The 23374-nt window shown below is 69.6% G+C and carries 23 protein-coding genes; 4 read left to right on the forward strand and 19 right to left on the reverse strand.

Translation table 11 applies throughout. From position 1 onward, the window contains the following. Window positions 1-40: 40 nt before the first annotated feature. From IE209_RS07020 to IE209_RS07035, 4 genes are read left to right on the forward strand one after another with little or no spacing between them, the layout of a single operon-like run. Window positions 41-1024 (forward strand): phosphatidate cytidylyltransferase, encoded by a 984-nt coding sequence (locus IE209_RS07020; RefSeq protein ID WP_189686242.1) that lies wholly within the window; start codon window positions 41-43, stop codon window positions 1022-1024. A gap of 7 nt (window positions 1025-1031) precedes the next feature. Beyond that, window positions 1032-1583, forward strand: coding sequence for a crossover junction endodeoxyribonuclease RuvC (ruvC, locus tag IE209_RS07025; protein WP_189686243.1), 552 nt, complete (start codon window positions 1032-1034; stop codon window positions 1581-1583). Between the two features lie 43 nt (window positions 1584-1626). Then, on the forward strand, window positions 1627-1878 hold the full coding sequence (locus tag IE209_RS07030) for a type II toxin-antitoxin system Phd/YefM family antitoxin (RefSeq protein WP_145550798.1): 252 nt from the start codon (window positions 1627-1629) through the stop codon (window positions 1876-1878). Further along, the gene (locus IE209_RS07035; protein WP_189686244.1) at window positions 1875-2129 is read left to right on the forward strand and encodes a Txe/YoeB family addiction module toxin; all 255 of its coding nucleotides are present in this window, start codon (window positions 1875-1877) and stop codon (window positions 2127-2129) included. Before IE209_RS07030 ends, IE209_RS07035 begins: the two co-directional genes overlap by 4 nt. A 266-nt stretch (window positions 2130-2395) precedes the next feature. Here the strand turns inward: IE209_RS07035 and IE209_RS07040 are convergent, their stop codons facing one another. From IE209_RS07040 to hslV, 19 genes are all read right to left on the reverse strand, one after another. After that, complete coding sequence (locus tag IE209_RS07040) at window positions 2396-2572, reverse strand: hypothetical protein (RefSeq protein ID WP_189686245.1); 177 nt, start codon at window positions 2570-2572, stop codon at window positions 2396-2398. A 12-nt stretch (window positions 2573-2584) separates the two neighbouring features. Further along, window positions 2585-3508, reverse strand: a complete 924-nt coding sequence (gene lpxC / locus IE209_RS07045; protein ID WP_189686246.1) for a UDP-3-O-acyl-N-acetylglucosamine deacetylase — start codon at window positions 3506-3508, stop codon at window positions 2585-2587. Between the two features lie 77 nt (window positions 3509-3585). Next, window positions 3586-4803 carry a cell division protein FtsZ gene (gene ftsZ / locus IE209_RS07050; RefSeq protein WP_189686247.1) on the reverse strand — a complete coding sequence of 406 codons (1218 nt, stop codon included), beginning with the start codon at window positions 4801-4803 and terminating at the stop codon, window positions 3586-3588. 193 nt (window positions 4804-4996) lie between these two features. After that, window positions 4997-6226 (reverse strand): cell division protein FtsA, encoded by a 1230-nt coding sequence (ftsA, locus tag IE209_RS07055; RefSeq protein ID WP_189686248.1) that lies wholly within the window; start codon window positions 6224-6226, stop codon window positions 4997-4999. A gap of 21 nt (window positions 6227-6247) precedes the next feature. Further along, complete coding sequence (locus IE209_RS07060) at window positions 6248-7036, reverse strand: cell division protein FtsQ/DivIB (RefSeq protein WP_189686249.1); 789 nt, start codon at window positions 7034-7036, stop codon at window positions 6248-6250. Continuing rightward, on the reverse strand, window positions 7033-8007 hold the full coding sequence (locus tag IE209_RS07065) for a D-alanine--D-alanine ligase (RefSeq protein WP_189686250.1): 975 nt from the start codon (window positions 8005-8007) through the stop codon (window positions 7033-7035). Before IE209_RS07065 ends, IE209_RS07060 begins: the two co-directional genes overlap by 4 nt. Then, the gene (gene murC, locus IE209_RS07070) at window positions 8004-9410 is read right to left on the reverse strand and encodes a UDP-N-acetylmuramate--L-alanine ligase (RefSeq protein ID WP_189686251.1); all 1407 of its coding nucleotides are present in this window, start codon (window positions 9408-9410) and stop codon (window positions 8004-8006) included. The genes IE209_RS07065 and murC overlap by 4 nt, the downstream gene beginning before the upstream one ends. Window positions 9411-9492: 82 nt before the next feature. Beyond that, window positions 9493-10566: an undecaprenyldiphospho-muramoylpentapeptide beta-N-acetylglucosaminyltransferase gene (murG, locus tag IE209_RS07075; protein WP_373305297.1), complete on the reverse strand. Its 1074-nt coding sequence runs from the start codon at window positions 10564-10566 to the stop codon at window positions 9493-9495. Beyond that, window positions 10563-11822 (reverse strand): putative lipid II flippase FtsW, encoded by a 1260-nt coding sequence (ftsW, locus tag IE209_RS07080; RefSeq protein WP_229882719.1) that lies wholly within the window; start codon window positions 11820-11822, stop codon window positions 10563-10565. Before ftsW ends, murG begins: the two co-directional genes overlap by 4 nt. Further along, window positions 11819-13531 (reverse strand): UDP-N-acetylmuramoyl-L-alanine--D-glutamate ligase, encoded by a 1713-nt coding sequence (gene murD / locus IE209_RS07085; protein ID WP_189686252.1) that lies wholly within the window; start codon window positions 13529-13531, stop codon window positions 11819-11821. Before murD ends, ftsW begins: the two co-directional genes overlap by 4 nt. Further along, window positions 13528-14706, reverse strand: coding sequence for a phospho-N-acetylmuramoyl-pentapeptide-transferase (gene mraY, locus IE209_RS07090; protein ID WP_189686253.1), 1179 nt, complete (start codon window positions 14704-14706; stop codon window positions 13528-13530). The genes murD and mraY overlap by 4 nt, the downstream gene beginning before the upstream one ends. Beyond that, entirely contained in the window at window positions 14696-16078 is a 1383-nt protein-coding gene (locus IE209_RS07095) for a UDP-N-acetylmuramoyl-tripeptide--D-alanyl-D-alanine ligase (RefSeq protein ID WP_189686254.1), read from the reverse strand. The genes mraY and IE209_RS07095 overlap by 11 nt, the downstream gene beginning before the upstream one ends. Beyond that, window positions 16072-17595, reverse strand: coding sequence for a UDP-N-acetylmuramoyl-L-alanyl-D-glutamate--2,6-diaminopimelate ligase (locus IE209_RS07100; protein WP_189686255.1), 1524 nt, complete (start codon window positions 17593-17595; stop codon window positions 16072-16074). The genes IE209_RS07095 and IE209_RS07100 overlap by 7 nt, the downstream gene beginning before the upstream one ends. Next, window positions 17595-19337: a peptidoglycan D,D-transpeptidase FtsI family protein gene (locus IE209_RS07105; RefSeq protein WP_189686256.1), complete on the reverse strand. Its 1743-nt coding sequence runs from the start codon at window positions 19335-19337 to the stop codon at window positions 17595-17597. The genes IE209_RS07100 and IE209_RS07105 overlap by 1 nt, the downstream gene beginning before the upstream one ends. After that, on the reverse strand, window positions 19334-19675 hold the full coding sequence (ftsL, locus tag IE209_RS07110; RefSeq protein ID WP_189686257.1) for a cell division protein FtsL: 342 nt from the start codon (window positions 19673-19675) through the stop codon (window positions 19334-19336). The genes IE209_RS07105 and ftsL overlap by 4 nt, the downstream gene beginning before the upstream one ends. Window positions 19676-19769: 94 nt before the next feature. After that, entirely contained in the window at window positions 19770-20711 is a 942-nt protein-coding gene (gene rsmH / locus IE209_RS07115; protein WP_189686258.1) for a 16S rRNA (cytosine(1402)-N(4))-methyltransferase RsmH, read from the reverse strand. A gap of 9 nt (window positions 20712-20720) precedes the next feature. Beyond that, window positions 20721-21155, reverse strand: a complete 435-nt coding sequence (mraZ, locus tag IE209_RS07120) for a division/cell wall cluster transcriptional repressor MraZ (RefSeq protein ID WP_189686259.1) — start codon at window positions 21153-21155, stop codon at window positions 20721-20723. 282 nt (window positions 21156-21437) lie between these two features. Next, window positions 21438-22796 (reverse strand): ATP-dependent protease ATPase subunit HslU, encoded by a 1359-nt coding sequence (hslU, locus tag IE209_RS07125; RefSeq protein ID WP_189686260.1) that lies wholly within the window; start codon window positions 22794-22796, stop codon window positions 21438-21440. A 4-nt stretch (window positions 22797-22800) separates the two neighbouring features. After that, window positions 22801-23346: an ATP-dependent protease subunit HslV gene (gene hslV, locus IE209_RS07130; RefSeq protein WP_145550764.1), complete on the reverse strand. Its 546-nt coding sequence runs from the start codon at window positions 23344-23346 to the stop codon at window positions 22801-22803. Window positions 23347-23374: the final 28 nt, after the last annotated feature.

Here is a 23374-nt window from a genome sequence, read left to right on the forward strand (position 1 = left end):
GGGGTAGCGAACCTCGCGCAGCGGGGAGCGTGGGGGCGTCATGAGCGCCTGGCTGCGAAACCTCACCCCCTCGGAGCAGGTCGGCGCGCTGTTCGTGCTCGTGTTCGGCCTGCTGATCCTCGTGACGGGCACACTGGTCACGCTGTCGGTGCGCAGCCGCCACGAAACCGACGAGACGCGCGCGGCCTTCCATGCCGACTGGTGGGCGCTGCTCAAGACCAGCTGGTTCATGGTCAGCGTGTTCTGGGTCGGCTGGGTGCTGGGCGAAACCGCCGCCACCGTGCTCTTCGCACTGGTGGCCTTCCTCGCGCTGCGCGAGTTCATCACCTTGTCGCCGACGCGGCGCGGCGACCACCGCAGCCTGGTGCTGGCCTTCTTCGCCGTGCTGCCAGTGCAGTTCTGGCTCGTGGGCAGCAAGCACTTCGACCTGTTCACGGTGTTCATCCCGGTCTACGTGTTCCTGGCCATCCCGGTGGTCAGCGCGCTGGCGGACGACCCGCAGCGCTTTCTCGAACGCAATGCCAAGCTGCAATGGGGCATCATGGTCTGCGTCTACGGCATGAGCCACGTGCCGGCGCTGCTGCTGTTGAACCTGCGCCACTACGAGGGCCGCGGCGCCTTCCTGGTGTTCTTCCTGGTCTTCGTGGTGCAGACCTGCATGCTGGTGCAGCACCTTGCGGCGCGGCATTTCCCGCGCCCGCCGGCCGCGCCCCACGTGAGCCGCAGCTTCAACTGGACCAGCTGGGCCGTCGCCGTGCTGGCCGCCAGCAGCCTCGGGGTGGTGCTCTACGCGATCACGCCGTTCCGCCCGCTGGAGGCGCTGGCCATGGGTGCCATCGCCTGCGTGGCCGGCAGCATGGGCCATCTGGTCATGAAGGCGCTCAAGCGCGACCGCGGTGTCACCAACTGGGGGCCGCAGGGCCGCTCGGTCACGGGCGCCAATGGCCTGCTGGACCGCGTGGACGCGCTGTGCTTCGCGGCGCCGGTCTTCTTCCACTCTGCACGCTGGTACTTCGGCGCATGAACCCCGCATGAGGATTCTCGGCATCGATCCCGGCCTGCAATGCACCGGCTTCGGCGTGATCGACGCCGACGGCCCGCACCTGCACTACGTGGCCAGCGGCACGATCAAGACCATGGCCAGCGCGGCCATGGGCGACCTGCCGGCCCGGCTCAAGGTGCTGTTCGACGGCATCGGCGAGATCAACGAACGCTACGCGCCGCAGACGGCCGCCGTGGAGATCGTGTTCGTGAACGTGAACCCGCAATCCACGCTGCTGCTGGGCCAGGCGCGCGGCGCCTGTGTCACCGCGCTCGTGGCGCGCGAGCTGCCGGTGGCCGAGTACACCGCGCTGCAGATGAAAAAGGCCGTGGTCGGCAGCGGCCGGGCCGACAAGAGCCAGGTGCAGGAGATGGTCAAGCGCCTGCTGCAGCTGCCCGGCGTGCCCGGCAAGGACGCGGCCGATGCGCTGGGCATCGCGATCACGCACGCGCATGTGGGCCAGGCCATGGCACGCATCGCCCAGGCCGCGCCGCTCAAGCGCACGACGACGGGGATGTACCGGGGCGGGCGCGCGCGCTGAGCCGCAGATATGTACAATTAAACGTACATAAGGAGTGCCACCCATGGACGCCATCACCTATTCCTCCGCCCGCGCGAACCTGGCCCGTACGATGGACCGTGTCTGCGAAGATCACGAGGCCCTGATCATCACGCGCAATGGGGAGCAGTCGGTCGTGATGCTGTCACTGGAGGACTACCAGGCGCTGGAAGAAACGGCCTACCTGCTGCGCAACCCGAGCAATGCCAAGCGCTTGCTGGCAGCGACGGCCCAGTTGGCTGCGGGCAAGGGTGTGGAGCGCAGGCTGACCAAATGAAGCTCGTCTTCGCGGACGAAGCCTGGGAAGACTACCTGTACTGGCAAAAGCAGGACCGCAAGATGGTCGAGCGCATCAACAAGCTGATCGCCGAAGTGCAGCGCGAGCCGTTCTCCGGTGTCGGCAAGCCAGAACCCTTGAAGCATGCACTGTCGGGCTACTGGTCCCGTCGCATCAACGACGAGCACCGCATGGTCTACCGGGTGGAAGACGGCGCGCTGCTGCTGGCACAGCTGCGCTACCACTACTAGGAGCGCGGGCGGCAGAAATCCGGCCCCGCGCCGGGGCGAGTGGCGGTGCCAGCCGAGGCGTCGGCGAGGCCGTGTGGCCTGCCACACAACGAGCCGGCAACGAAGGCTGGCGCTGCCAATCGCCCCGGCCCGAAGGGTGCGGCCTGCAAGGGGGCGCATGCGTCGTTGCCGTCCTCGCGCAGGCGGCCAGCCTGCGCTTCGTCCGGCGCCTAGCCTGCGCCCCCTTGCAGGCCGCACGCGGGGCCGGATTTCTGCCGCCCGCGCTCCTAGGCAATGCGTTCGAGGATCAGCACCGCGAAAAAGCCCAGTGCCGCGAGGATGGTCCACTTGAGCGTGAGCAGCCCCCAACGCCGGTAGTGCGGCCGCCCGGTGCCGGCGTAGAACGCGAACATCACGCCCGCGGCCAGCAGCAGGAAGAAGATCGCCCAGCGGAACAGCAGCATCGGCCCGGCGACTCACCAGGCCCGCAGCGGCTGCGCGAAGCCCTTGGGCGCCTTGCGCTCGTCGTCGAAGCTGACGATCTCGTAGCACTCGGGGTGGGCCAGCAGTTCGCGCAGCAGCTTGTTGTTCATCGCATGGCCCGAACGGAAGGCGCTGTAGGCCGCCAGCAGCGGCTTGCCGACGATGTAGAGGTCACCCATGGCGTCCAGGATCTTGTGCTTGACGAACTCGTCGTCGTAGCGCAGCCCGTCGGCATTGAGCACCTTGTAGTCGTCCATCACGATGGCGTTGTCGAGACCGCCGCCCAGGGCCAGGCCGTTCGCGCGCATCATCTCCACGTCCTTGGTGAAGCCGAAGGTGCGCGCACGCGCGATGTCGCGCGCATAGGAGTCGGACGACATGTCGAACTCCACGCGCTGGCCCGTGCTGTCCACGGCCGGGTGGTGGAACTCGATCTCGAAGCTGAGCTTGAAGCCGTGGTAGGGCTCCAGCCGCGCCCACTTGAGGTTGGCGCCCTCGCCTTCGCGCACTTCCACGGGCTGCGTCACGCGGATGAAGCGGCGCGGCGCGCGCTGCAGCTCGATGCCCGCGCTCTGCAGCAGGAACACGAAGGACGCGGCCGAGCCGTCGAGGATCGGCACTTCCTCGGCGCTGATGTCCACGTACAGGTTGTCGATGCCCAGGCCGGCGCAGGCCGACATGAAGTGCTCCACCGTGTGCACCTTGGCACTGCCGTTGGCGATGGTGGAGGCCAGCCGCGTGTCGCTGACCGACTGGGCCGTGACGGGAATGTCCACGGGCTCGGGCAGGTCGACGCGGCGGAACACGATGCCGGTGTCGGGCTGGGCCGGGCGCAGCGTCAACTCCACACGCTGGCCGCTGTGCAGGCCCACGCCCACGGCCTTGGTGATGGATTTGAGGGTGCGTTGCGCAAGCATGGCCTGGATTTTAAAGGCGTGGTACCGACCTGCGCCTTGCAGGGCCATCGCGTTCGCGATGGCCCGCATTGCCAGGATCAATCGGCCTGCTTGCGCAGAAAGGCCGGGATCTCGTAGTCGTCCATGCCGCCCGAGGACAGCGCGTCCACGCGCGCCGTGGCCTGGGTGCGGTTCGGCGTGCGCCAGACCGCCGGGCCGCGCAGCGACTCGTAGTCGGGCTGCACGTTGCCCAGGCCGGCCATGCCGCTGGCCGCGGTCAGCGTGGGGATCGCGAAGCCCTGGTTGTCGGTGCCGGTGCGCTGCACCACCTGCAGTGGGGGCGCGGCACGGCGCTGGTTGCGCGCCAGGCCGGTGGCGACCACGGTCACGCGGATCTGGTCGCCCAGGCTTTCGTCGTAGGCCGTGCCGTAGATCACATGCGCTTCGGCCGAAGCGTAGGCGCGGATGGTGTTCATGGCCAGGCGCGATTCGGACAGCTTCAGCGAGCCCTTGGCCGCCGTGATCAGCACCAGCACGCCCTTGGCGCCGGACAGGTCGATGCCTTCCAGCAGCGGGCAGGCCACGGCCTGCTCGGCGGCGATGCGCGCGCGGTCCGGGCCGGCGGCCAGGGCCGTGCCCATCATGGCCTTGCCGGGCTCGCCCATCACGGTGCGCACGTCTTCGAAGTCGACGTTCACATGGCCGGGCACGTTGATGATTTCGGCGATGCCGCCGACGGCGTTCTTGAGCACGTCGTTGGCGTGGGCGAAGGCTTCGTCCTGCGTGGCGTCGTCGCCCATCACCTCGAGCAGCTTCTCGTTGAGCACCACGATCAGCGAGTCGACGTTGGCTTCGAGCTCGGCCAGGCCGGCGTCGGCGTTGGACATGCGCTTGGGACCTTCGAAGTCGAAGGGCTTGGTGATGACACCCACGGTCAGGATGCCCATCTCCTTGGCCACGCGTGCGATCACGGGCGCAGCGCCCGTGCCCGTGCCGCCGCCCATGCCGGCCGTGATGAACAGCATGTGCGCGCCGCTGATGGCCTGGCGGATGTCGTCGATCGCGGCCTCGGCCGACTCGCGGCCCTTTTCGGGCTTGCTGCCGGCGCCCAGGCCCGTGGTGCCGAGCTGGATGGTCTTGTGCGCGGCCGTGCGCGTGAGGGCCTGGGCATCGGTGTTGGCGCTGATGAACTCCACGCCTTGCACGCCGCAGCCGATCATGTGCTCGACCGCATTGCCACCGCCGCCGCCGACGCCGATGACCTTGATTTGGGTGCCGAGGTTGAACTCTTCGACTTCGATCATTTCGATGGGCATGTTCTTTTCCTTCAATCTCAAAAAATGTTGCAGTTGCCTGAGGTGTTCCGACGTTCTAGATGCTCTTGTGTCTTCGCTGCGGGGGCGGGTGCGGGCTTCGCCATCGGCCGCCATCCCCGGCATGCCAGGGGCCGGCGCGGGCCAGCCGGGCAGGCCAGTTCAGTTGGAGTGATCGGTGCGACATGGCCGGGCCTCAGAAGTTTCCGATGAACCAATCTTTGACACGGCCCATGGCGGTCTTCATCGAGCCCGCCTTCTGCGCCACCTTGTAGCCGCGCATGCGCGCCACGCGGCCCTCTTCGAGCAGGCCCATGACGGTGGCCGCGCGCGGCTGCGCCACCATGTCGGCCAGCGCGCTGGCGTACTTGGGCACGCCGCGCCGCACGGGCTTGAGGAAGATGTCCTCGCCGAGCTCGACCATGCCGGGCATGACCACACTGCCACCCGTCAGCACGATGCCCGAGGACAGCACCTCCTCGAAGCCCGACTCGCGGATGACCTGCTGCACGAGCGAGAAGATCTCTTCCACGCGCGGCTCGATCACGCCGGCCAGGGCCTGGCGGCTCAGCATGCGCGGGCCGCGGTCGCCCAGGCCCGGCACCTCGACCTGGGTGTCCGGGTCGGCCAGCAGCTGCTTGGCGCAGCCGTTCTCGACCTTGATGTCCTCGGCGTCCTTGGTCGGCGTGCGCAGCGCCATCGCGATGTCGCTGGTGATGAGGTCGCCCGCGATCGGGATCACGGCCGTGTGGCGGATCGCGCCGCCCGTGAAGATCGCCACGTCGGTGGTGCCCGCGCCGATGTCCACCAGCGCCACGCCGAGCTCGCGCTCGTCCTCGGTCAGCACCGACAGGCTGGAGGCCAGCGGGTTCAGCATGAGCTGGTCCACGTCCAGGCCGCAGCGGCGCACGCACTTGATGATGTTCTCGGCGGCGCTCTGGGCGCCCGTCACGATGTGGATCTTGGCCTCCAGCCGGATGCCGCTCATGCCGATCGGCTCCTTGACGTCCTGGCCGTCGATCACGAATTCCTGCGGCTCCACGAGCAAGAGACGCTGGTCGGTCGAGATGTTGATGGCCTTGGCCGTCTCGACCACGCGCGCCACGTCGGCCTGCGTGACCTCGCGGTCCTTCACGGCCACCATGCCCGCGGAGTTGATGCCGCGGATGTGGCTGCCCGTGATGCCCGTGTAGACATGGGCGATCTTGCAGTCGGCCATGAGCTCGGCCTCCTTCAAGGCCTGCTGGATGCTCTGCACGGTGGCGTCGATGTTGACGACCACGCCGCGCTTCAAGCCGTTGCTGGGCGCCACGCCGAAGCCGGCCAGCTTGAGGTCGCCGCCCGGCATGACCTCGGCCACCACGGCCATCACCTTGGCCGTGCCGATGTCCAGCCCCACCACCAGATCTTTGTATTCCTTCGCCATGTCGGTTCCTGTTGTTGGCGTCTATTTGCGTTTGGGCACGGCCGTCGTGACCGTGGTCACGCCGCGCAGCTTGAGGGCGAACCCGGTCGGGTAGCGCAGGTCGGCCGACTCGAGCGCATCCGCGCCGCGGCCGTACTGCTGCGCCACCGTGGGCAGGGTCTTCACGAAACGCTCGATGCGCTCGGTGATCTCCTCGGGCGTGCCGCGCCCCAGTTCCACCACGGCGCCCGAGCCGAGCTGCACGCGCCAGCTGCCACGGCCCGTGAGTTCCAGCTGCGCCACCTCGGCATCGAGCGGGTCGAACAGCGGGGCCAGCGTGCGGTACATGCCCAGGATCTGGTCCGACTCGCCATCCGGGCCCAGCAGGCGTGGCAGGTCGCTGCGGTGCACCTCGTCCACGTTGGCCTCGAACACCTCGCCGAAGCTGTTGAGCAGCTGCGAGCCGCTCTCCGGCCCCCAGTAGGCGGCGGCCTGGTGCTCCTGCAGCGTCACGCCCAGCCGGTTCGGGAATTCGCGGCGCACGGTGGCGCGGCGCACCCAGGGCACGGCCTCGAAGGCGCTGCGCGTTTCATCCAGGTTCACGGTGAAGAAAGTGCCGCGCAGGTGCGGCGCCACGTTGGCCTTGAGCGTGAGCACGTTGTTGTGCGTGACCTCGCCGCGCACCTCGATGCCGCCCAGTGCGAACACCGGCTGGCGCAGCACCCACAGGCACAGCGCGCCCAGCGACAGGGCGGCGAAGATCAGGAACAGCACCGAGGCGGTGATGTTCATGAGCTTGACGTCCATGGGCGCGGGCAGCGTGGCGTTCATGCGGCGGCGGCTCCCGGGGAATCGAGTGCGGCCGAGGCCAGCACGCGCAGGCACAGGTCGGGGTAAGCGATGCCGGACGCGCGCGCGGCCATGGGCACGAGCGAGTGGCCCGTCATGCCCGGCGAGGTGTTCATCTCCAGCAGGAAGGGCTTGCGGTCGCTGGCGCGGACCATGAGGTCGGCCCGGCCCCAGCCGCGGCAGCCCAGCGCGCGGTAGGAGGCCAGCACGATGCGCCGGATCTCCATCTCCTCGGCCTCGGGCAGACCGCTCGGGCACAGGTAGCGCACCTCGTCGGTGAAGTACTTGTTCTGGTAGTCGTAGGCGCCCTCGGGGGCCTGGATGCGGATCACGGGCAGCGCCTGGGCATCGGCGCCCGTGCCCAGCACGGCGCAGGTGACCTCTTCGCCCGCGATGAACTCCTCGCACAGCACGTCGGGGTCGTACTGGGCCGACAGGCGCACGGCGTCCAGCATCTGCGAGTAGCCCTGCACCTTGCTCACGCCGATGGACGAGCCCTCGCGCGGCGGCTTGACGATCAGCGGCAGGCCCAGCGCGTCGGGCACCTGGCGCACGTCGGCCAGTTCCTGGCTGCCGGGCTGCAGCACCACATGGCGCGGCGTGGGCAGGCCGCAGGCCTCCCAGATGCGCTTGGTCATGACCTTGTCCATGGCGATGCTGGAGGCCATGACGCCGGAACCCGTGTAGGGAATGCCCAGCAGCTCCAGCGCGCCCTGCACCGTGCCGTCCTCGCCGTGGCGGCCGTGCAGCGCGATGAAGCAGCGGGCGAAGCCGTCGGTCTTGAGTTCATGCAGGCCGCGCTCGGCCGGGTCGAAGGCGTGGGCGTCCACGCCGACCTGGCGCAGCGCGTCCAGCACGCCGTGGCCCGACAGCAGCGAAATCTCGCGCTCGGCCGAACTGCCGCCCATCAGGACCGCGACCTTGCCCATGCTGGCTGCCAAGCCCGTGCTCATGCCTTCACCCCCACCAGTTCCACGACCTTGGCCGGCACCCCACCAATGGAGCCCGCCCCCATGCACAGCACCACGTCGCCATCGCGCGCGTTGGCACGGATGGCCGCCGGCATCGCGCCGATCTCGTCCACGAACACCGGCTCGACCTTGCCGGCCACGCGCAGCGCGCGCGCCAGCGCACGGCCGTCGGCCGCGACGATGGGCGTCTCGCCGGCCGCATAGACCTCGGCCAGCAGCACGGCATCAGCCTCGCCGATGACCTTGACGAAGTCCTCGAAGCAATCGCGCGTGCGCGTGTAGCGGTGCGGCTGGAAGGCCAGCACCAGGCGGCGGCCCGGGTAGGCGCCGCGTGCGGCGGCCAACGTCACGGCCATCTCCACCGGATGGTGGCCGTAGTCCTCGATCACGGTGTAGTGGCCACCGCCCTCGGCCGGCAGCTCGCCGTAGCTCTGGAAGCGCCGGCCCACGCCCCGGAACTCGGCCAGGGCCTTGAGCACGGCGGCGTCCGCGATGTTGAGTTCCACGGCCACGGCGATCGCCGACAGCGCGTTGAGCACGTTGTGGCGGCCGGCCAGGTTCAGCACCACCTGCAGATCGGGCAGCGTCACGCCGTTGCGGCGCTGCACCGTGAAGTGCATCTGCGTGCCCACGGCCCGCACGTCCACGGCGCGCACCTGGGCCTCTTCGCCGAAGCCGTAGCTCGTGATCGGGCAGGTCACCTGGGGCACGATCTCGCGCACGGCCGCATCGTCCGTGCACAGGATGGCCGTGCCGTAGAACGGCATGCGGTGCAGGAAGTCGACGAACGCGCCCTTGAGCCGGCCGAAGTCGTGGCCGTAGGTCTCCATGTGGTCGGCGTCGATGTTGGTCACGACGGCCATCACGGGCAGCAGGTTCAGGAACGAGGCATCGGACTCGTCGGCCTCCACCACGATGTAGTCGCCGCTGCCCAGCTTGGCGTTGGCGCCCGCGCTGTTGAGCCTGCCGCCGATCACGAAGGTCGGGTCCAGGCCGGCCTCGGCCAGCACGCTGGCCACGAGGCTGGTGGTGGTGGTCTTGCCATGCGTGCCGGCGATCGCGATGCCCTGCTTCAGGCGCATGAGTTCGGCCAGCATCAGCGCGCGCGGCACCACCGGGATGCGCATGGCGCGGGCCTGCTGCACCTCGGGGTTGTCGGCCTGCACGGCGGTCGAGGTGACGACCGCGTCGGCGCCGGCCACGTGGGCCGCGTCGTGGCCGACGAAGGTCTGGATGCCCAGGCCGGCCAGGCGGCGCAGCGTGGCGCTGTCGGACATGTCCGAGCCCGAGATCTGGTAGCCCAGGTTGCGCAGGACTTCGGCGATGCCGCTCATGCCGGCGCCGCCCACGCCGACGAAGTGGATGTGACGGATCGCGTGTTTCATCGCGCGGCACCTCCCGAACGCTGCGCCACTTCGTGGGCCCCGCAGTGCTCGACGAAGTGGATGGAATGACGGATGGCGTGCTTCATGCGCGGGCCAATGCTTCGATCTGGTCGGCGACACGTGCGGCCGCCTGGGGTTTCGCCAATGCGCGCGCCTTGGCCGCCATGGCCTGCAGTGCGTCGCGCGAGAGTCCGGCCAGCAGCTGTGCCAGCCGGCTCGGGTTGAGTTCGGTCTGCGGCAGGTGCATGCCGGCACCCTGGCCGGCCAGCCACTGCGCGTTGTCGCGTTGGTGCGCCGTGGTGCTCACGATCAGCGGCACCAGCACCGCGGCCACGCCCGCGGCGCACAGTTCGCTGACCGTCACGGCGCCGGCCCGGCAGACCACCACGTCGCAATCGGCCAGGGCCTGGGCCATGTCCTCGATGAAGGGCACGGCCTGGGCCGTGACGCCGGCGGCCGCATAGGCCTGGGCCACGGCCGCGTCGTTGCCCTGGCCGCACTGGTGCAGCACCTGGGGCCGCTGGGCGGGGTCCATCGCGGCCAGCGCCTGCGGCAGGCATTCGTTGAGCACGCGCGCGCCCAGGCTGCCGCCGACCACCAGCACGCGCAGCGGGCCGCTGCGGCCGGCGAAGCGCTGGGCCGGCGCCGGCAGCGCCTCGATCTCGCGCCGCACCGGGTTGCCCGTGACCTGCGACTTCTTGACGCGCGCCACGTCCGGGCCGTCGAAGCCGAAGGCAACGAAGTCCGCCACGGGCAGCAGCGCCTTGTTGCTCATGAGCAGGGCCGCGTCGGCATTGACCAGGGCCAGCGGCTTGCCGAGCGCGGCCGCCATCAGCCCGCCCGGGAAGCAGACGTAGCCGCCCATGCCGAGCACCACGTCGGCGCGGCGCCGGCGCAGGATCTGCAGGCAGGACCAGAAGGCACCCAGCATGCGCATGCCGCCGGTCAGCGTGTGCACGAGGCCCTTGCCGCGCAGACCCGAAAAGCCGATGGCGTCCAGCGCGATGCCCGAGGGCGGCACGAGGCGGTTCTCCATCCCCGTGCGCGTGCCCAGCCAGCTGACGGTCCAGCCGCGCGCTTGCAGCTCGCGCGCCACCGCCAGGCCCGGCATCACGTGCCCGCCCGTTCCTGCCGCCATGACCACCAGATGCGTCACAGGCCGCGGCCTCCGTGCATGAGTTGCCGGCTTTCGTAGTCGACCCGCAGCACCACCGCGATGGCCACCACGTTGAGCAGGATGGCCGAGCCGCCGAAGCTCATGAGCGGCAGCGTGAGCCCCTTGGTCGGCAGCGCGCCCAGGTTCACGCCCATGTTGATGAAGGCCTGAAAGCCCATCCACACGCCGATGCCCTGGGCCGCGAGGCCGGAGAACACGCGGTCCAGCGCGATGGCCTGGCGGCCGATGTGCATGATGCGGCGGATCAGCCAGTAGAACAGCACGATCACGCAGACCACGCCGACCAGCCCGAACTCCTCGCCGATCACCGCGAGCAGGAAGTCGGTGTGGGCCTCGGGCAGCCAGTGCAGCTTCTCGACGCTGCCGCCCAGCCCCACGCCGAAGACCTCGCCGCGGCCGATGGCGATCAGCGAGTGCGACAGCTGGTAGCCCTTGCCCAGCGCGTGCTTCTCGTCCCAGGGGTTGAGGTAGGCGAAGATCCGCTCGCGCCGCCATTCGGAGGTCAGGATCATGAGGCTGAAGGCGGTCAGCAGCACGGCCGCGATCAGGAAGAACATGCGCGCGTTGACGCCGCCCAGGAACAGGATGCCCATGGCGACGATGGCGATCACCATGAAGGCGCCCATGTCGGGCTCCAGCAGCAGCAGCACACCGACCAGCGCGATGGCCACGCCCATGGGCAGCACGGCGCGCCAGAAGTTCTCCTTCACTTCCATCTTGCGGACCATGTAGGCCGAGGCATAGAACACCACCGCGAGCTTGGCCAGTTCGGAGGGCTGGAAGTTCATGATGCCGATGGAGATCCAGCGCCGCGCACCGTTGACGCCCTTGCCGATGAACGGCACCAACACCAGCACCAGCAGCGCGACCGAGAACACGAACAGCCAGCCCGAGTACTTCTCCCAGGTCTGCATCGGCACCTGGAAGGCCAGCAGCGCGAAGACGAAGGCCACGCCGATGGCGATGGCATGGCGCACCAGGAAGTGGGTCTGGGTGTAGTTCTTGAAGCGCGGGTTGTCCGGCATCGCGATGGAGGCCGAATACACCATGACCAGCCCCCAGGCCAGCAGTGCCACGCAGACCCACAGCAGCGTCTGGTCGAAGCCCAGCACGCGCACGGGCGTGGCGCGCGTCTGGGCATAGCCGCCCAGACCCAGGCGCACGGGCAGCGCGTCGGCGGCGGCCTGCGGCAGGCCGCGGAACCAGTTGGGCAGGCGCAGGAATGGCAGATTCACAGGGAGCCCTCCATGCCGACACCGGCGGCATCGGCCAGCACGCCCACCGCGGCGCGGAAGACCTCGGCGCGGTGCTCGTAGTTGCGGAACATGTCGAAGCTGGCGCAGGCCGGCGACATCAGCACGGCGTCGCCGGGCTGGGCTCGCTCGGTGGCCAGGCGCACGGCGTCTTCCATGCTGGCGGCATCGACCAAGGCGACGCCGGCCTCGGCCAGCGCGGCGCGGATCAAGGGCGCGTCGCGGCCGATCAGCACCACGGCGCGTGCGAACGCGGCCACGGGCGGCGCCAGCGGCGCGAAGTCCTGGCCCTTGCCGTCGCCGCCCAGGATCGCGACCACGCGGCGCTCCGCGCCCAGACCGTTCAGCGCGGCGACGGTGGCGCCCACGTTGGTGCCCTTGCTGTCGTCGAAGTACTCGATGTCCTCAATGAGGGCGACGGGCTCCACGCGGTGCGGCTCGCCACGGTACTCGCGCAGCCCGTAGAGCATGGGCGCCAGCGCGCAGCCGGCGGACTGGGCCAGCGCCAGCGCGGCCAGCGCGTTCACGGCGTTGTGGCGGCCGCGGATGCGCAGCGCATCGGCCGGCATCAGGCGCTGCAGGCTCAGCTCCTCGGGCGCCTCGGAGCGCTTGCGCTTCAAGCCATCGCTCTCGCGCGCACGCACCAACCAGGCGATGCCGTTGACGACCTCCAGGCCCCAGTCGCCCGGGCGCTGCGGCAGGTCGGCGCCGAAGCTCTGGTAGTCGCGCGGCACCGGCCTGGCCTTGGAGCCCTTGGGCACCACCGGCTTGGGCAGCATGGCCATGACCTCGGCGTCGTCGCGGTTGAGCAGCATCAGCGTGCGTGCGCCGAAGATGCGCGCCTTGGCCTGGGCGTAGGCGGCCATGCTGCCGTGCCAGTCCAGGTGGTCCTGTGTGAGGTTGAGCACCGTCGCGGCCGTCGGCTCGAACCGGCTGCAGGCGTCGAGCTGGAAGCTGGACAGCTCCAGCACCCAGACCTCGGGCAGGTCGTCGGCGGCGATGCGCGCGGCCAGCGTGTCCAGCAGCGTGGGGCCGATGTTGCCGGCCACGGCCACGCGCTTGCCGGCGCGCTCGACCAATTGACCCGTCAGCGAGGTCACGGTGGTCTTGCCGTTGGTGCCGGTGATGGCCAGCACGGCAGGGCGGTAGCCGGTCTCCACCGGCGGCGGCGCGATGGGCGGCAGGCTGCTGTCGTCGTCATCGGCCAGTGCGGGCGCGGCCGGCGGCGGGGCCGATTCGGACGGTGCGGTGTCATCGGACGGCGCGGCGTGGATGGGTTCTTCGGCCTGCTCCGACTCTTGCGCTTCCTGTTCCGGGGCGTCTTCGGCCTCGGCTGGCACTTCCGCGTCGCGCAGGTCCTCGATCGCCTGCGCGAACAGGTCGAGTTCGCCGCCGACGACGAGGCCGATGGCGCGCGCGGCATCCAGCACCGGCGCCAGCTGCGCGGGCGACAGGCCGGGCGAGCGGTAGACGGCGCGCACGTCCTGGCCCTCGACGAGGGCGGCGCTGAACGGGCCCGCGACGAAGCGCACCTGCGGCAGCTCGGCCTGCAGCGGGCCCAGCTGCGGCGGCGCCTCGCGCGTGTCGGCCACGGTCACGCGCGCACCGTGGGCGGCGCACCAGCGCGCCATCGCCAGCCCGGAAGCGCCCAGGCCCAGGATCAGCACGGAGAGGTCTTGCAGGTGCTTCATCGGAGTTTCAGCGTCGACAGGCCGATGAGGCACAGCAGCATGGTCACGATCCAGAAGCGCACGACCACCTGCGTCTCCTTCCAACCGCTCTTCTCGAAGTGGTGGTGCAGCGGCGCCATCTTGAGGATGCGCCGGCCCACGCCGTACTTCTTGCGCGTGTACTTGAACCAGCTGACCTGGATGATCACGGACAGCGCCTCGACCACGAAGATGCCGCCCATGATGGCCAGCACGATCTCCTGGCGCACGATCACGGCGATGGTGCCGAGCGCACCGCCGAGCGCCAGCGCACCCACGTCGCCCATGAAGACCTGGGCCGGATGGGCGTTGAACCACAGGAAGGCCAGGCCCGCCCCCGACATTGCGGCGCAGAAGATCATGAGTTCGCCCGCACCCGCGATGTTGGGCAGCAGCAGGTACCGGGCGAACACGGCGTTGCCGGTCACATAGCAGAACAGGCCCAGCGCCGCCCCGACCAGGATCACGGGCATGATGGCCAGGCCGTCCAGCCCGTCGGTCAGGTTCACGGCGTTGGACGCGCCGACGATCACCAGGTAGGTCATGACCACGAAGCCCAGGACGCCCAGCGGGTAGCTGACCTCCTTGAAGAACGGCACCTGCAGGCCGGCCTTGGGCGGCAGGCTCAGGTCGAAGCCGGACTGCACCCAGGCCATGAACAGCTCGAACACGCGCTGGTTGGAGTTCTCGGAGATCGAGAACACCAGGTAGACCGCGGCCACCAGCCCGATCAGCGACTGCCACAGGTACTTCTCGCGCGAGCGCATGCCCTCGGGGTCCTTGCGCACGACCTTGCGCCAGTCGTCGACCCAGCCGATCGCGCCGAAACCGAAGGTGACCAGCATCACGATCCAGACGAAGCGGTTGGACAGGTCGAACCAGAGCAGCGTGGACAGCGCGATCGACAGCAGGATCAGCACCCCGCCCATGGTCGGCGTGCCGCTCTTGGCCAGATGCGCCTCGATGCCGTAGCCGCGGATGGGCTGGCCGATCTTGAGCGCGCGCAGCTTGCGGATCACGAACGGCCCCATGCCGATGCCGATGACCAGGGCCGTCATCGCGGCCATGACCGCACGGAAGGTGATGTACTGGAACACGCGCAGGAAGCTCAGTTCCGGCGACAGCGTCTGCAGCCATTGGGCCAGGCTAAGCAGCATGGGCGCCCTCCTGCTGCAGTGCCTCGACCACGCGCTCCATCTTCATGAAGCGCGAACCCTTGACCAGCACGCTGGCCACCTGCGGCGCGAGCGCGCGGGCGGCTTCGATCAGCGCCTGCGCGTCGTCGAAATGCCGGCCGCCGGCACCGAAGGCCGCCACGCTGCCTGCGCTCTGCACGCCCAGCGCGAGCAGGTGCTCGATGCCGGCCGCGCGCGCCTGTTCGCCGGCCTCGGCGTGAAAGCGCGGGCCGGCGTCGCCGACCTCGCCCATGTCGCCCAGCACCAGGAGGCGCGGGCCCGGCAGCGCGGCCAGCACGGCGATCGCGGCCGCCACGGAGTCGGGGTTGGCGTTGTAGCTGTCGTCCACCAGCGTGCGGCCACCCGCCAGCGCGAGCGCACGCGAGCGGCCCTTGACCGGCTCGAAGGCAGCCAGGCCTGCGGCGATGGACGCGATGGGCACGCCGGCCGCCAGCGCGCAGGCCGTGGCGGCCAGCGCGTTCTGCACGTTGTGCCGGCCCGCGATGCGCAGGCGCAGCGCGAAACCGCCCTGCGGCGTGTGCACGCGCACCTGCCAGGCGCCGCCGGACCAGCGCGGCTCGTCGGCGCGGACTTCGGCGCCCGGTGCGTCCAGGCCGAAGGTGATGGCGCGGCGCTGGCCGGCCATCGCGCGCCACAGCGGCAGGTAGGTGTCGCCGGCCGGCAGCACCACGGTGCCGCTGGGCGGCAGCGCAGCGATCACGCTGCCGTTCTCGCGCGCCACGGCCTCGACCGTGGCCATGAATTCCATGTGCTCGCGCTGCGCGTTGTTGACCACGGCCACCGTGGGCTGGGCGATGGCGGCCAGCTGGGCGATCTCGCCCGGGTGGTTCATGCCCAGCTCGACCACGCCCAGGCGGTGGCCGGCGCGCAGGCGCAGCAGCGTGAGCGGCAGGCCGATGTCGTTGTTGAGGTTGCCCTGCGTGGCGAAAGCGCCCTCGCCAGCCGCCGCGCGCAGGATGGCCGCAACCATCTGCGTGACCGTGGTCTTGCCATTGCTGCCCGTCACGGCCACCAGCGGCAGCGTGAACTGGGCGCGCCAGCCACGCGCGAGCTGGCCCAGCGCGGCGATGGTGTCGTCGACCTCGATGCAGGGCAGGCCGTGCGCCGCGAAGCCGCCGCTGGCGCCGCGCAGGCACAGCGCGGCCGTGGCACCGGCGGCCTTGGCCTCGCGCAGCATGCCGTTGGCGTCGAAGCGCTCGCCGCGGATCGCGACGAACAGGTCGCCTGGGGCCAGCGAGCGCGTGTCGCTGTGCACGCGCGCGCAGCGCACGGCGCCGTCGCCGTGCAATTCGCCGCCGGGGATCCAGGCCAGGGCCTGGCGCAGGCTCAGCATGCGGCACCTCCGGCGGTCCGGGAGGTGCGCGCGGCCAGCGCGGCTTCGGCCTGCGTGCGGTCGGAGAACGGCAGCTTGGCGCCGGCGATCTCCTGGGTGGTCTCATGGCCCTTGCCGGCCAGCAGCACCACGTCGTGGGCGGCGGCCTGGGCCAGGGTTTCGGCGATGGCGCGGGCGCGGTCGGCCTGCACCTGTGCGCGGGCGCGCTCGGTGAGGCCCGCAAGAATCTGCTCGATGATGCTCTCCGGGGTTTCCTGCCGGGGGTTGTCGCTGGTCACCACCACGCGGTCGGCGGCACGCTCGGCCACGGCGCCCATCAGCGGGCGCTTGCCGGCGTCGCGGTTGCCACCGCAGCCGAACACGCACCAGAGCCGGCCGCCGCGGGCCTGGGCCAGTGGGCGCAGGGCCCGCAGCGCCTGTTCGAGCGCGTCGGGCGTGTGGGCGTAGTCGATGGCCACCAGCGGCTGGCCGTCCAGCGCGATGCGCTCCATGCGGCCGGGAACGGGCAGCAGCGCCTGGCAGGCCGCAACGGCCGCCGGCAGCGCATGGCCCAGCGCACGCAGGGCGGCGATAACGCCCAGCAGGTTGTTGACGTTGTACTGGCCGATCAAGGGCGTGGCCAGTCGCAGGTGTTGCGCGCCTTCGCGCACCGTGAAGGCCAGGCCGCCGGCGGCGTAGCCAATCTCGGTGGCGACCAGGCGCGCGGCGCCCTGGGCCGAGACGGTCCACAGGTCCAGCGCGCCACCAGCCAACTGGTCGGCCAGGCCGCGGCCATGGGCATCGTCGACGTTGACGACGGCGGCCTGCAGGCCCGGCCAGGCGAACAATTCGGCCTTGGCCTCCCAATAGGCGGCCATGGAGCCGTGGTAGTCCAGGTGGTCCTGCGTGAAGTTCGTGAAGATGGCCACGCGGATGCGCGTGCCATCGAGCCGGCGCTCGGCGATGCCGATGGACGAAGCCTCGATGGCGCAGGCCGCCAGGCCGGTGTCCACGAACTCGCGCAGCCGCGCCTGCAGCAGCACCGGGTCGGGCGTGGTCATGCCCGTGGAGACCAGGGCCGGCGGCACGCCCGTGCCCAGCGTGCCGACCACGGCGCAGCCGCTGGGCACCTGGCCCGCGGCCAGCTGGGCCTGGCCCAGCGCCTGGGCCAGCCACCAGGCGGTGGAGGTCTTGCCGTTGGTCCCCGTCACGGCCAGCAGGTCCAGCGCCTGCGAAGGGTGTTCGTAGTAGGCCGCGGCGATCGGGCCGGAGCCGGCCTTCAGGCCCGCGAAGGTGGCCACGGCCTCGCCGTCGAAGCCGTAGGCCTCGCTGCCCGCGCGCTCGACCAGGCAGGCGGCCGCGCCCTGGGCCAGGGCCTGCGGCACGAAGCGCCGGCCGTCCGTGGCCGCGCCGGGCCAGGCGATGAAGCCGTCGCCCGGGCCGACCTGGCGGCTGTCGGTGTGCAGCACGCCCGTGACACGGCCGCGCAGCCAGGCGGCGCAGTCCTGCACGGTGGCGATGCTGGCCGGTGCTGGCATCAGAACGACTCCTCCACGGTGGTGGCGACCACCTGGGGCTTGACGGCCATGTCGGGCTGCACGCCCATCATGCGCAGGGTCTGCTGCACGACCTCGCTGAACACCGGGGCGGCCACGGTGCCACCGTAGTAGGTGCCGTTGCTGGGCTCGTCCACCATCACGCCGACGATGATGCGGGGCTTGTCGATGGGCGCCATGCCTGTGAACCACGCGCGGTACTTGCCGACGGCATAGCCCTTGCCGGCCTGCTTGCGCGCCGTGCCCGACTTGCCGCCCACCGAATAGCCCACGGTCTGCGCCAGCTGGCCCGTGCCACCGGGGCCGGCCGCCATCTGCAGCATGCGGCGCACGGCAGCGGCGTTCTTGGCCGAGAACACCTGCGTGCCGACGGCCGGCTCGCTGTGCTTGAGCATGGTGACGGGGATGATGGAGCCGTCGTGCGCGAAGGCCGTGTACGACTGCACCATCTGGAACAGCGAGGCCGACAGGCCGTAGCCGTAGGCCATGGTCGCCTGCTCGACGGGCTTCCAGCTCTTCCAGGGCCGCAGCCGGCCCGTGACGGCGCCGGGGAACTGCACCTGGGGCTTCTGGCCGTAGCCCAGCGCCGTGAAGGTGTCCCACATCTCGTGCGGCGTCATCTTCTGGGCGATCTTGAGCGCGCCGACGTTGGACGATTTCTGGATCACGCCCTCCACGGTCAGCGTGCCGTAGTTGTGCGTGTCGCTGATCGTGAAGCCACCGATCTGGAAACGCCCCGGGTTGGTCTCGATGATGGTCTGCGGCGTGACGCGGCCGGCCTCCAGCGCCATGGCGGCCGTGATCGGCTTCATGGTCGAGCCCGGCTCGAAGGTGTCGGTGATGGCCCGGTTGCGCAGCTGCTCGCCGGTCAGGTTGCGGCGCTGGTCCGGCACGTAGCTGGGGTAGTTGGCCAGCGCCAGCACCTCGCCCGTGATGGCGTCCAGCACCACGACGCTGCCGGCCTTGGCCTTGTGCTGGGCCACGGCGTCGCGCAGCTTCTGGTAGGCGAAGAATTGCACCTTGCTGTCGATGGACAGCTGGATGTCGCGCCCGTCCACGGGCGGCACCTCGTCGCCGATGTCCTCGACCACGCGGCCGAGCCGGTCCTTGATCACGCGGCGCGAGCCGGCCTTGCCCAGCAGCTCGTGCTGGAAGGCCAGCTCCACGCCCTCCTGGCCCTGGTCTTCCACGTTGGTGAAGCCGACCACGTGGGCGGCGGACTCGCCCTCGGGGTAGTGGCGCTTGTACTCGGGGCGCTCGTGGACGCCCTTGATCTTGAGCGCCATGATCTGCTGGGCGATCGGTGCATCGACCTGGCGGCGCAGCCAGACGAAGGTCTTGTCCTCGTCCTCCAGGCGCTTGTTGAGGTCGGCGATGGGCATGTCCAGCAGCTTGGCCAGCTGGCGCAGCTTGGCCGGGTCGCGGTCCACCTCCTCGGGGATGGCCCAGATGCTGGCCGCCACCACGCTGCCCGCGAGCAGCAGGCCGTTGCGGTCCAGCACGCGGCCGCGGCTGGCCGGCAGCTCCAGCGTGCGCATGAAGCGCACCTTGCCCTGGCGCTGGAAGAAGTCGTTCTCGATGACCTGGATGTAGGCGGCGCGCGCGGTCAGGCCGAGAAAGCCCAGGGCCAGCGCGGCCACGACGAACTTGCTGCGCCAGACCGGCGTCTTGCCGGCCAGCAGCGGACTGGAGGTGTAGCGCACGCTACGGCTGTTGCGGCTCATCGCCGGGCTCCCGGACGTTGCGGCGCCGAGGCCGCCGAGGCCGCGGGAGCCGCGGGCAGCGGGATCAGGGCGCCGGTGCTGGCACTGACGTATTGCGTGATGGCCGGCGTGGTGGTGCGCATCTGCAGCTGCTCCTTGGCCAGCTTTTCCACGCGCAGCGGCGTGGCCTGGCCCCGGCGCTCGACCTGCAGGCGGTCGAACTCCACGTCGAGCCGGCGCGCGAGCCGCGTCTCGCGGTCCAGCTGCACCGTGAGGTTGCGCGACTCGTACTGCGTGCGCACGAGGTACATGGCGCTGGCCAGCACGGCCAGCAGCAGCACGAGGTTCAGGCGCGTCATAGGGCCCCCACGCTTGTCACTGCGTGTACTGCGCTGCCCCCCGAGGGGGTCGCGTTCCGCCTTGGGGCGGCCCGGCGGCAGAACTTCGCTTCGCTCATGCGCCCGTCCTCTCCGCCACGCGCATGACCGCGCTGCGCGCGCGCGGGTTGGCGGCGACCTCGGCGGCCGAGGGCATCACGCGGCCCAGCGACTTGAGCGGCATGGCCGTGCCCTTGCCCAGCATCCAGTCGGGCGAACGGCGGTCCACCGTCTCCTTGGCATGGCGCGCGATGAACTGCTTGACGATGCGGTCCTCCAGCGAGTGGAAGCTGATCACCGCCAGCCGGCCGCCCGGCGCCAGCACGCGCAACGCGCCATTCAGCGCCTGTTGCAGCTCTTCAAGCTCGGCGTTGATGTGAATCCGAAGAGCCTGAAATGTGCGCGTTGCAGGGTCCTTGCCCGGCTCGCGGGTTTTGACCGCGCCAGCCACGAGTTGGGCCAGCTCGGCGGTGGTTGAAACAGGGCCCCGTTCCTGTCGGCGAGCAACAATCGCCTTTGCAATCGGAACAGCAAACCGTTCTTCGCCATAGTCACGAATCACCTCCGCGATGGTTGTGGTGTCGGCCGTGGCAAGCCACTCGGCCACGCTAGCGCCGCGCGTCGTGTCCATGCGCATGTCCAGCGGTCCATCGGCACGGAAGCTGAAGCCCCGCGCCGGATCGTCGATCTGGGGCGAGCTGACCCCGATGTCCATCAGCACGCCGGCCACGCTGGCCTCGGGCAGCTCGCCCAGCGCGTGGAAGGCCTCGTGCCGGATCGAAAAGCGCGGATCGGTGATCTGCGCAGCAGCGGCAACGGCCTCGGGGTCGCGGTCGAATGCGACCAGCCGGTCGTTGGGGCCCAGCCGCGTCAGCAACAGCCGGCTGTGGCCGCCGCGGCCGAAGGTCGCGTCCACGAAGGTGCGTGCCGCACCCGGTGCCGGCTGTGCCTGCTTGTTGAAAAGAGCCTCGACTGCTTCGTTCAACAAGACGGTGGTGTGAATCCATGAGGTTTCCACCGTCTGCCCTTAAAAAGCGATGTCCTTGAACGCCTCGGGCGGCGCGGCCTTCATGGCCTCGGCTTCCTTGGCCAGGTAGGTCGGCTTGTCCCACAGCTCCAGGTGGTTGCCCATGCCCAGCAGCATGGTGTCTTTGGTGATGCCGACCGCCTCGCGCAGTTCGGGCGCGATCAGCACGCGGCCGCTGGCGTCCATGTCAACGTCCATGGCGTTGCCCAGGAAGATGCGCTTCCACCAGTGGGCCTCGGCCGGCAGGGCTGCGATGCGCGCGCGAAACAGCTCCCATTCGGGCCGGGGATAGACCATGAGACAGCCGTGGGGATGGCGGGTGATGGTCAATGCACCCTTGCCGCCGGCCTCCGATTCGAGCGCAGGCCGATACCGGGTCGGCATGGATAGCCGACCCTTTGCATCGAGACTGAGCGACGAAGGCCCTTGAAACACCGCGCACCACCTTGGGTTCGTGCCGGGGAAATTTGGGCTGAAATAGCCCCTCCACCCCACAAAACTGCACCTTTTCCCACTGTAGCACCAAACGCACGGGCCACCCGATGGGTGGCCCGTCTTTTTGTAATCAAATCAATGACTTAGCTAGCAGAATCGCAGCGCCATAAAAGGGTAAAAATCGTTAAAAAAGAAGTACTTAGCACGAATATTCAATGTACGTGTTGAGCTTCTCGACTTCGACCCACTGGCTGCATACACAGGTACGCCCTGGTACGCGTTTCACAGGATATAGCGCGACAGATCCTCGTCGCGGCTCAGCGCCTCCAGACGTGCATTGACGTAGGCGGCATCGACGACGACCGTCTGTCCGCCCAGTTTGGCAGCCTCGAAGCTGACCTCGTCCAGCAGCCGCTCGAGCACCGTGGACAGGCGGCGCGCGCCGATGTTCTCGGTGCGTTCGTTGACCTCGTAGGCGATGTGGGCCAGCCGCGTGACGCCCTCGGGCGTGAACTCCAGCGTGACGTTCTCGGTCGCCAGCAGCGCCTGGTACTGGCGCACCAGCGAGGCGTGGGTCTGCGTGAGGATGGCCTCGAAGTCCTGGACCGACAGCGACTGCAGTTCCACCCGGATCGGAAAGCGCCCCTGCAGCTCGGGGATCAGGTCGCTGGGCTTGGACAGATGGAACGCGCCCGAGGCGATGAACAGGATGTGGTCGGTCCGCACCACGCCGTACTTGGTCGTCACGGCCGTGCCCTCGACCAGCGGCAGCAGGTCGCGCTGCACGCCCTGGCGCGAGACCTCGCCGGCCTGCCCTTCGCTGCGCGAGGTGACCTTGTCGATCTCGTCGATGAAGACGATGCCGTTCTGCTCGGCGTTGTGCACGGCCTCGAGCTTGATCTCCTCCTCGTTGACGAGCTTGGCGGCTTCTTCCTCGGTCAAGAGCTTCATGGCCTCGCCGATGCGCAGCTTGCGCGTCTTGCGCTTGTGCTGGCCCATCTGGCTGAACATGCCGCGCAGCTGCTCGGTCATCTCCTCCATGCCGGGCGGGCCCATGATCTCCAGCGGCTGCTTGGCGTCGGCCACGTCGATCTCGATCTCCTTGTCGTCCAGCTGGTGCTCGCGCAGTTTCTTGCGGAAGGCCTGGCGCGCGGTGCTGTCGGCCGGCTTCTCGGCCGGGCTGCCGGCGGAAAAGCCGAAGGAGGCCTCGGTGGCCGGCACGCGCGCGGGCGGCAGCAGCACGTCGAGCACGCGCTCCTCGGCCGCGCCCTCGGCGCGCGTGCGCACCTTGCGCATGGCCTGCTCGCGCGTCTGCTTGACGGCCGAGTCGACCAGGTCGCGGACGATGGAGTCCACGTCCTTGCCGACATAGCCGACTTCGGTGAACTTGGTCGCCTCGACCTTGATGAATGGCGCATCGGCCAGCTTGGCCAGGCGCCGCGCGATCTCGGTCTTGCCCACGCCCGTGGGACCGATCATGAGGATGTTCTTGGGCGTGATCTCCACGCGCAGCTTCTCTTCGACCTGCTGGCGGCGCCAGCGGTTGCGCAGTGCGATGGCCACGGCGCGCTTGGCGTCCTTCTGGCCGACGATGTGGCGATCGAGTTCGGAGACGATCTCCTGGGGAGTCATGGACGACATGGGCTTACAGAACCTCGACCGTGTGGTGCATGTTGGTGTAGATGCAGACCTCGCCTGCGATCGCGAGCGACTTGCGCACGATGTCCTCGGCCGAGAGCTCGGTGTTGTGCAGCAGCGCGATGGCGGCGGACTGGGCGTAGGCGCCGCCCGAGCCGATGGCCACGATGCCGTGCTCGGGCTCGAGCACGTCGCCGTTGCCGGTGATGATCAGCGAGGCCGTGTGGTCGGCCACGGCCAGCATCGCTTCAAGGCGGCGCAGCACGCGGTCGGTGCGCCAGTCCTTGGTGAGTTCGATGGCGGCGCGCGTCAACTGGCCCTGGTGCTTCTCGAGCTTGGCCTCGAAGCGCTCGAACAGCGTGAAGGCATCGGCCGTCGCGCCGGCGAAGCCGGCCAGCACCTTGCCCTGGTGCAGCTTGCGCACCTTGCGGGCCGAGCCCTTGACGACGATGTTGCCCAGCGTGACCTGGCCGTCCCCGCCGATGGCGACCTGGACGCCCTGGGGTGTGGACCGGCGCACGCTGACGATGGTGGTACCGTGAAATTGCTCCATCGTGTGGACCTGGGGTTGGATCGGTGAA

Origin of the sequence: Pseudorhodoferax aquiterrae, assembly GCF_014652235.1 — a bacterium.
GTDB classification, from domain to species: Bacteria; Pseudomonadota; Gammaproteobacteria; order Burkholderiales; family Burkholderiaceae_C; genus Pseudorhodoferax; species Pseudorhodoferax aquiterrae.

Coding starts and splice junctions, on each gene's coding strand:
- lpxC (WP_189686246.1), bottom strand. CDS start 3,508: ATGCTTGCGCAACGCACCCTCAAATCCATCACCAAGGCCGTGGGCGTG.
- IE209_RS07040 (WP_189686245.1), bottom strand. CDS start 2,572: ATGCTGCTGTTCCGCTGGGCGATCTTCTTCCTGCTGCTGGCCGCGGGC.
- ftsZ (WP_189686247.1), bottom strand. CDS start 4,803: ATGCCCATCGAAATGATCGAAGTCGAAGAGTTCAACCTCGGCACCCAA.
- IE209_RS07030 (WP_145550798.1), top strand. CDS start 1,627: ATGGACGCCATCACCTATTCCTCCGCCCGCGCGAACCTGGCCCGTACG.
- IE209_RS07065 (WP_189686250.1), bottom strand. CDS start 8,007: ATGAGCACGGGCTTGGCAGCCAGCATGGGCAAGGTCGCGGTCCTGATG.
- IE209_RS07105 (WP_189686256.1), bottom strand. CDS start 19,337: ATGAGCCGCAACAGCCGTAGCGTGCGCTACACCTCCAGTCCGCTGCTG.
- ruvC (WP_189686243.1), top strand. CDS start 1,032: ATGAGGATTCTCGGCATCGATCCCGGCCTGCAATGCACCGGCTTCGGC.
- hslV (WP_145550764.1), bottom strand. CDS start 23,346: ATGGAGCAATTTCACGGTACCACCATCGTCAGCGTGCGCCGGTCCACA.
- murC (WP_189686251.1), bottom strand. CDS start 9,410: ATGAAACACGCGATCCGTCACATCCACTTCGTCGGCGTGGGCGGCGCC.
- murD (WP_189686252.1), bottom strand. CDS start 13,531: ATGAAGCACCTGCAAGACCTCTCCGTGCTGATCCTGGGCCTGGGCGCT.
- IE209_RS07060 (WP_189686249.1), bottom strand. CDS start 7,036: ATGAACGCCACGCTGCCCGCGCCCATGGACGTCAAGCTCATGAACATC.
- IE209_RS07035 (WP_189686244.1), top strand. CDS start 1,875: ATGAAGCTCGTCTTCGCGGACGAAGCCTGGGAAGACTACCTGTACTGG.
- IE209_RS07100 (WP_189686255.1), bottom strand. CDS start 17,595: ATGCCAGCACCGGCCAGCATCGCCACCGTGCAGGACTGCGCCGCCTGG.
- IE209_RS07020 (WP_189686242.1), top strand. CDS start 41: ATGAGCGCCTGGCTGCGAAACCTCACCCCCTCGGAGCAGGTCGGCGCG.
- IE209_RS07095 (WP_189686254.1), bottom strand. CDS start 16,078: ATGCTGAGCCTGCGCCAGGCCCTGGCCTGGATCCCCGGCGGCGAATTG.
- mraY (WP_189686253.1), bottom strand. CDS start 14,706: ATGCTGCTTAGCCTGGCCCAATGGCTGCAGACGCTGTCGCCGGAACTG.
- hslU (WP_189686260.1), bottom strand. CDS start 22,796: ATGTCGTCCATGACTCCCCAGGAGATCGTCTCCGAACTCGATCGCCAC.
- ftsL (WP_189686257.1), bottom strand. CDS start 19,675: ATGACGCGCCTGAACCTCGTGCTGCTGCTGGCCGTGCTGGCCAGCGCC.
- ftsA (WP_189686248.1), bottom strand. CDS start 6,226: ATGGCGAAGGAATACAAAGATCTGGTGGTGGGGCTGGACATCGGCACG.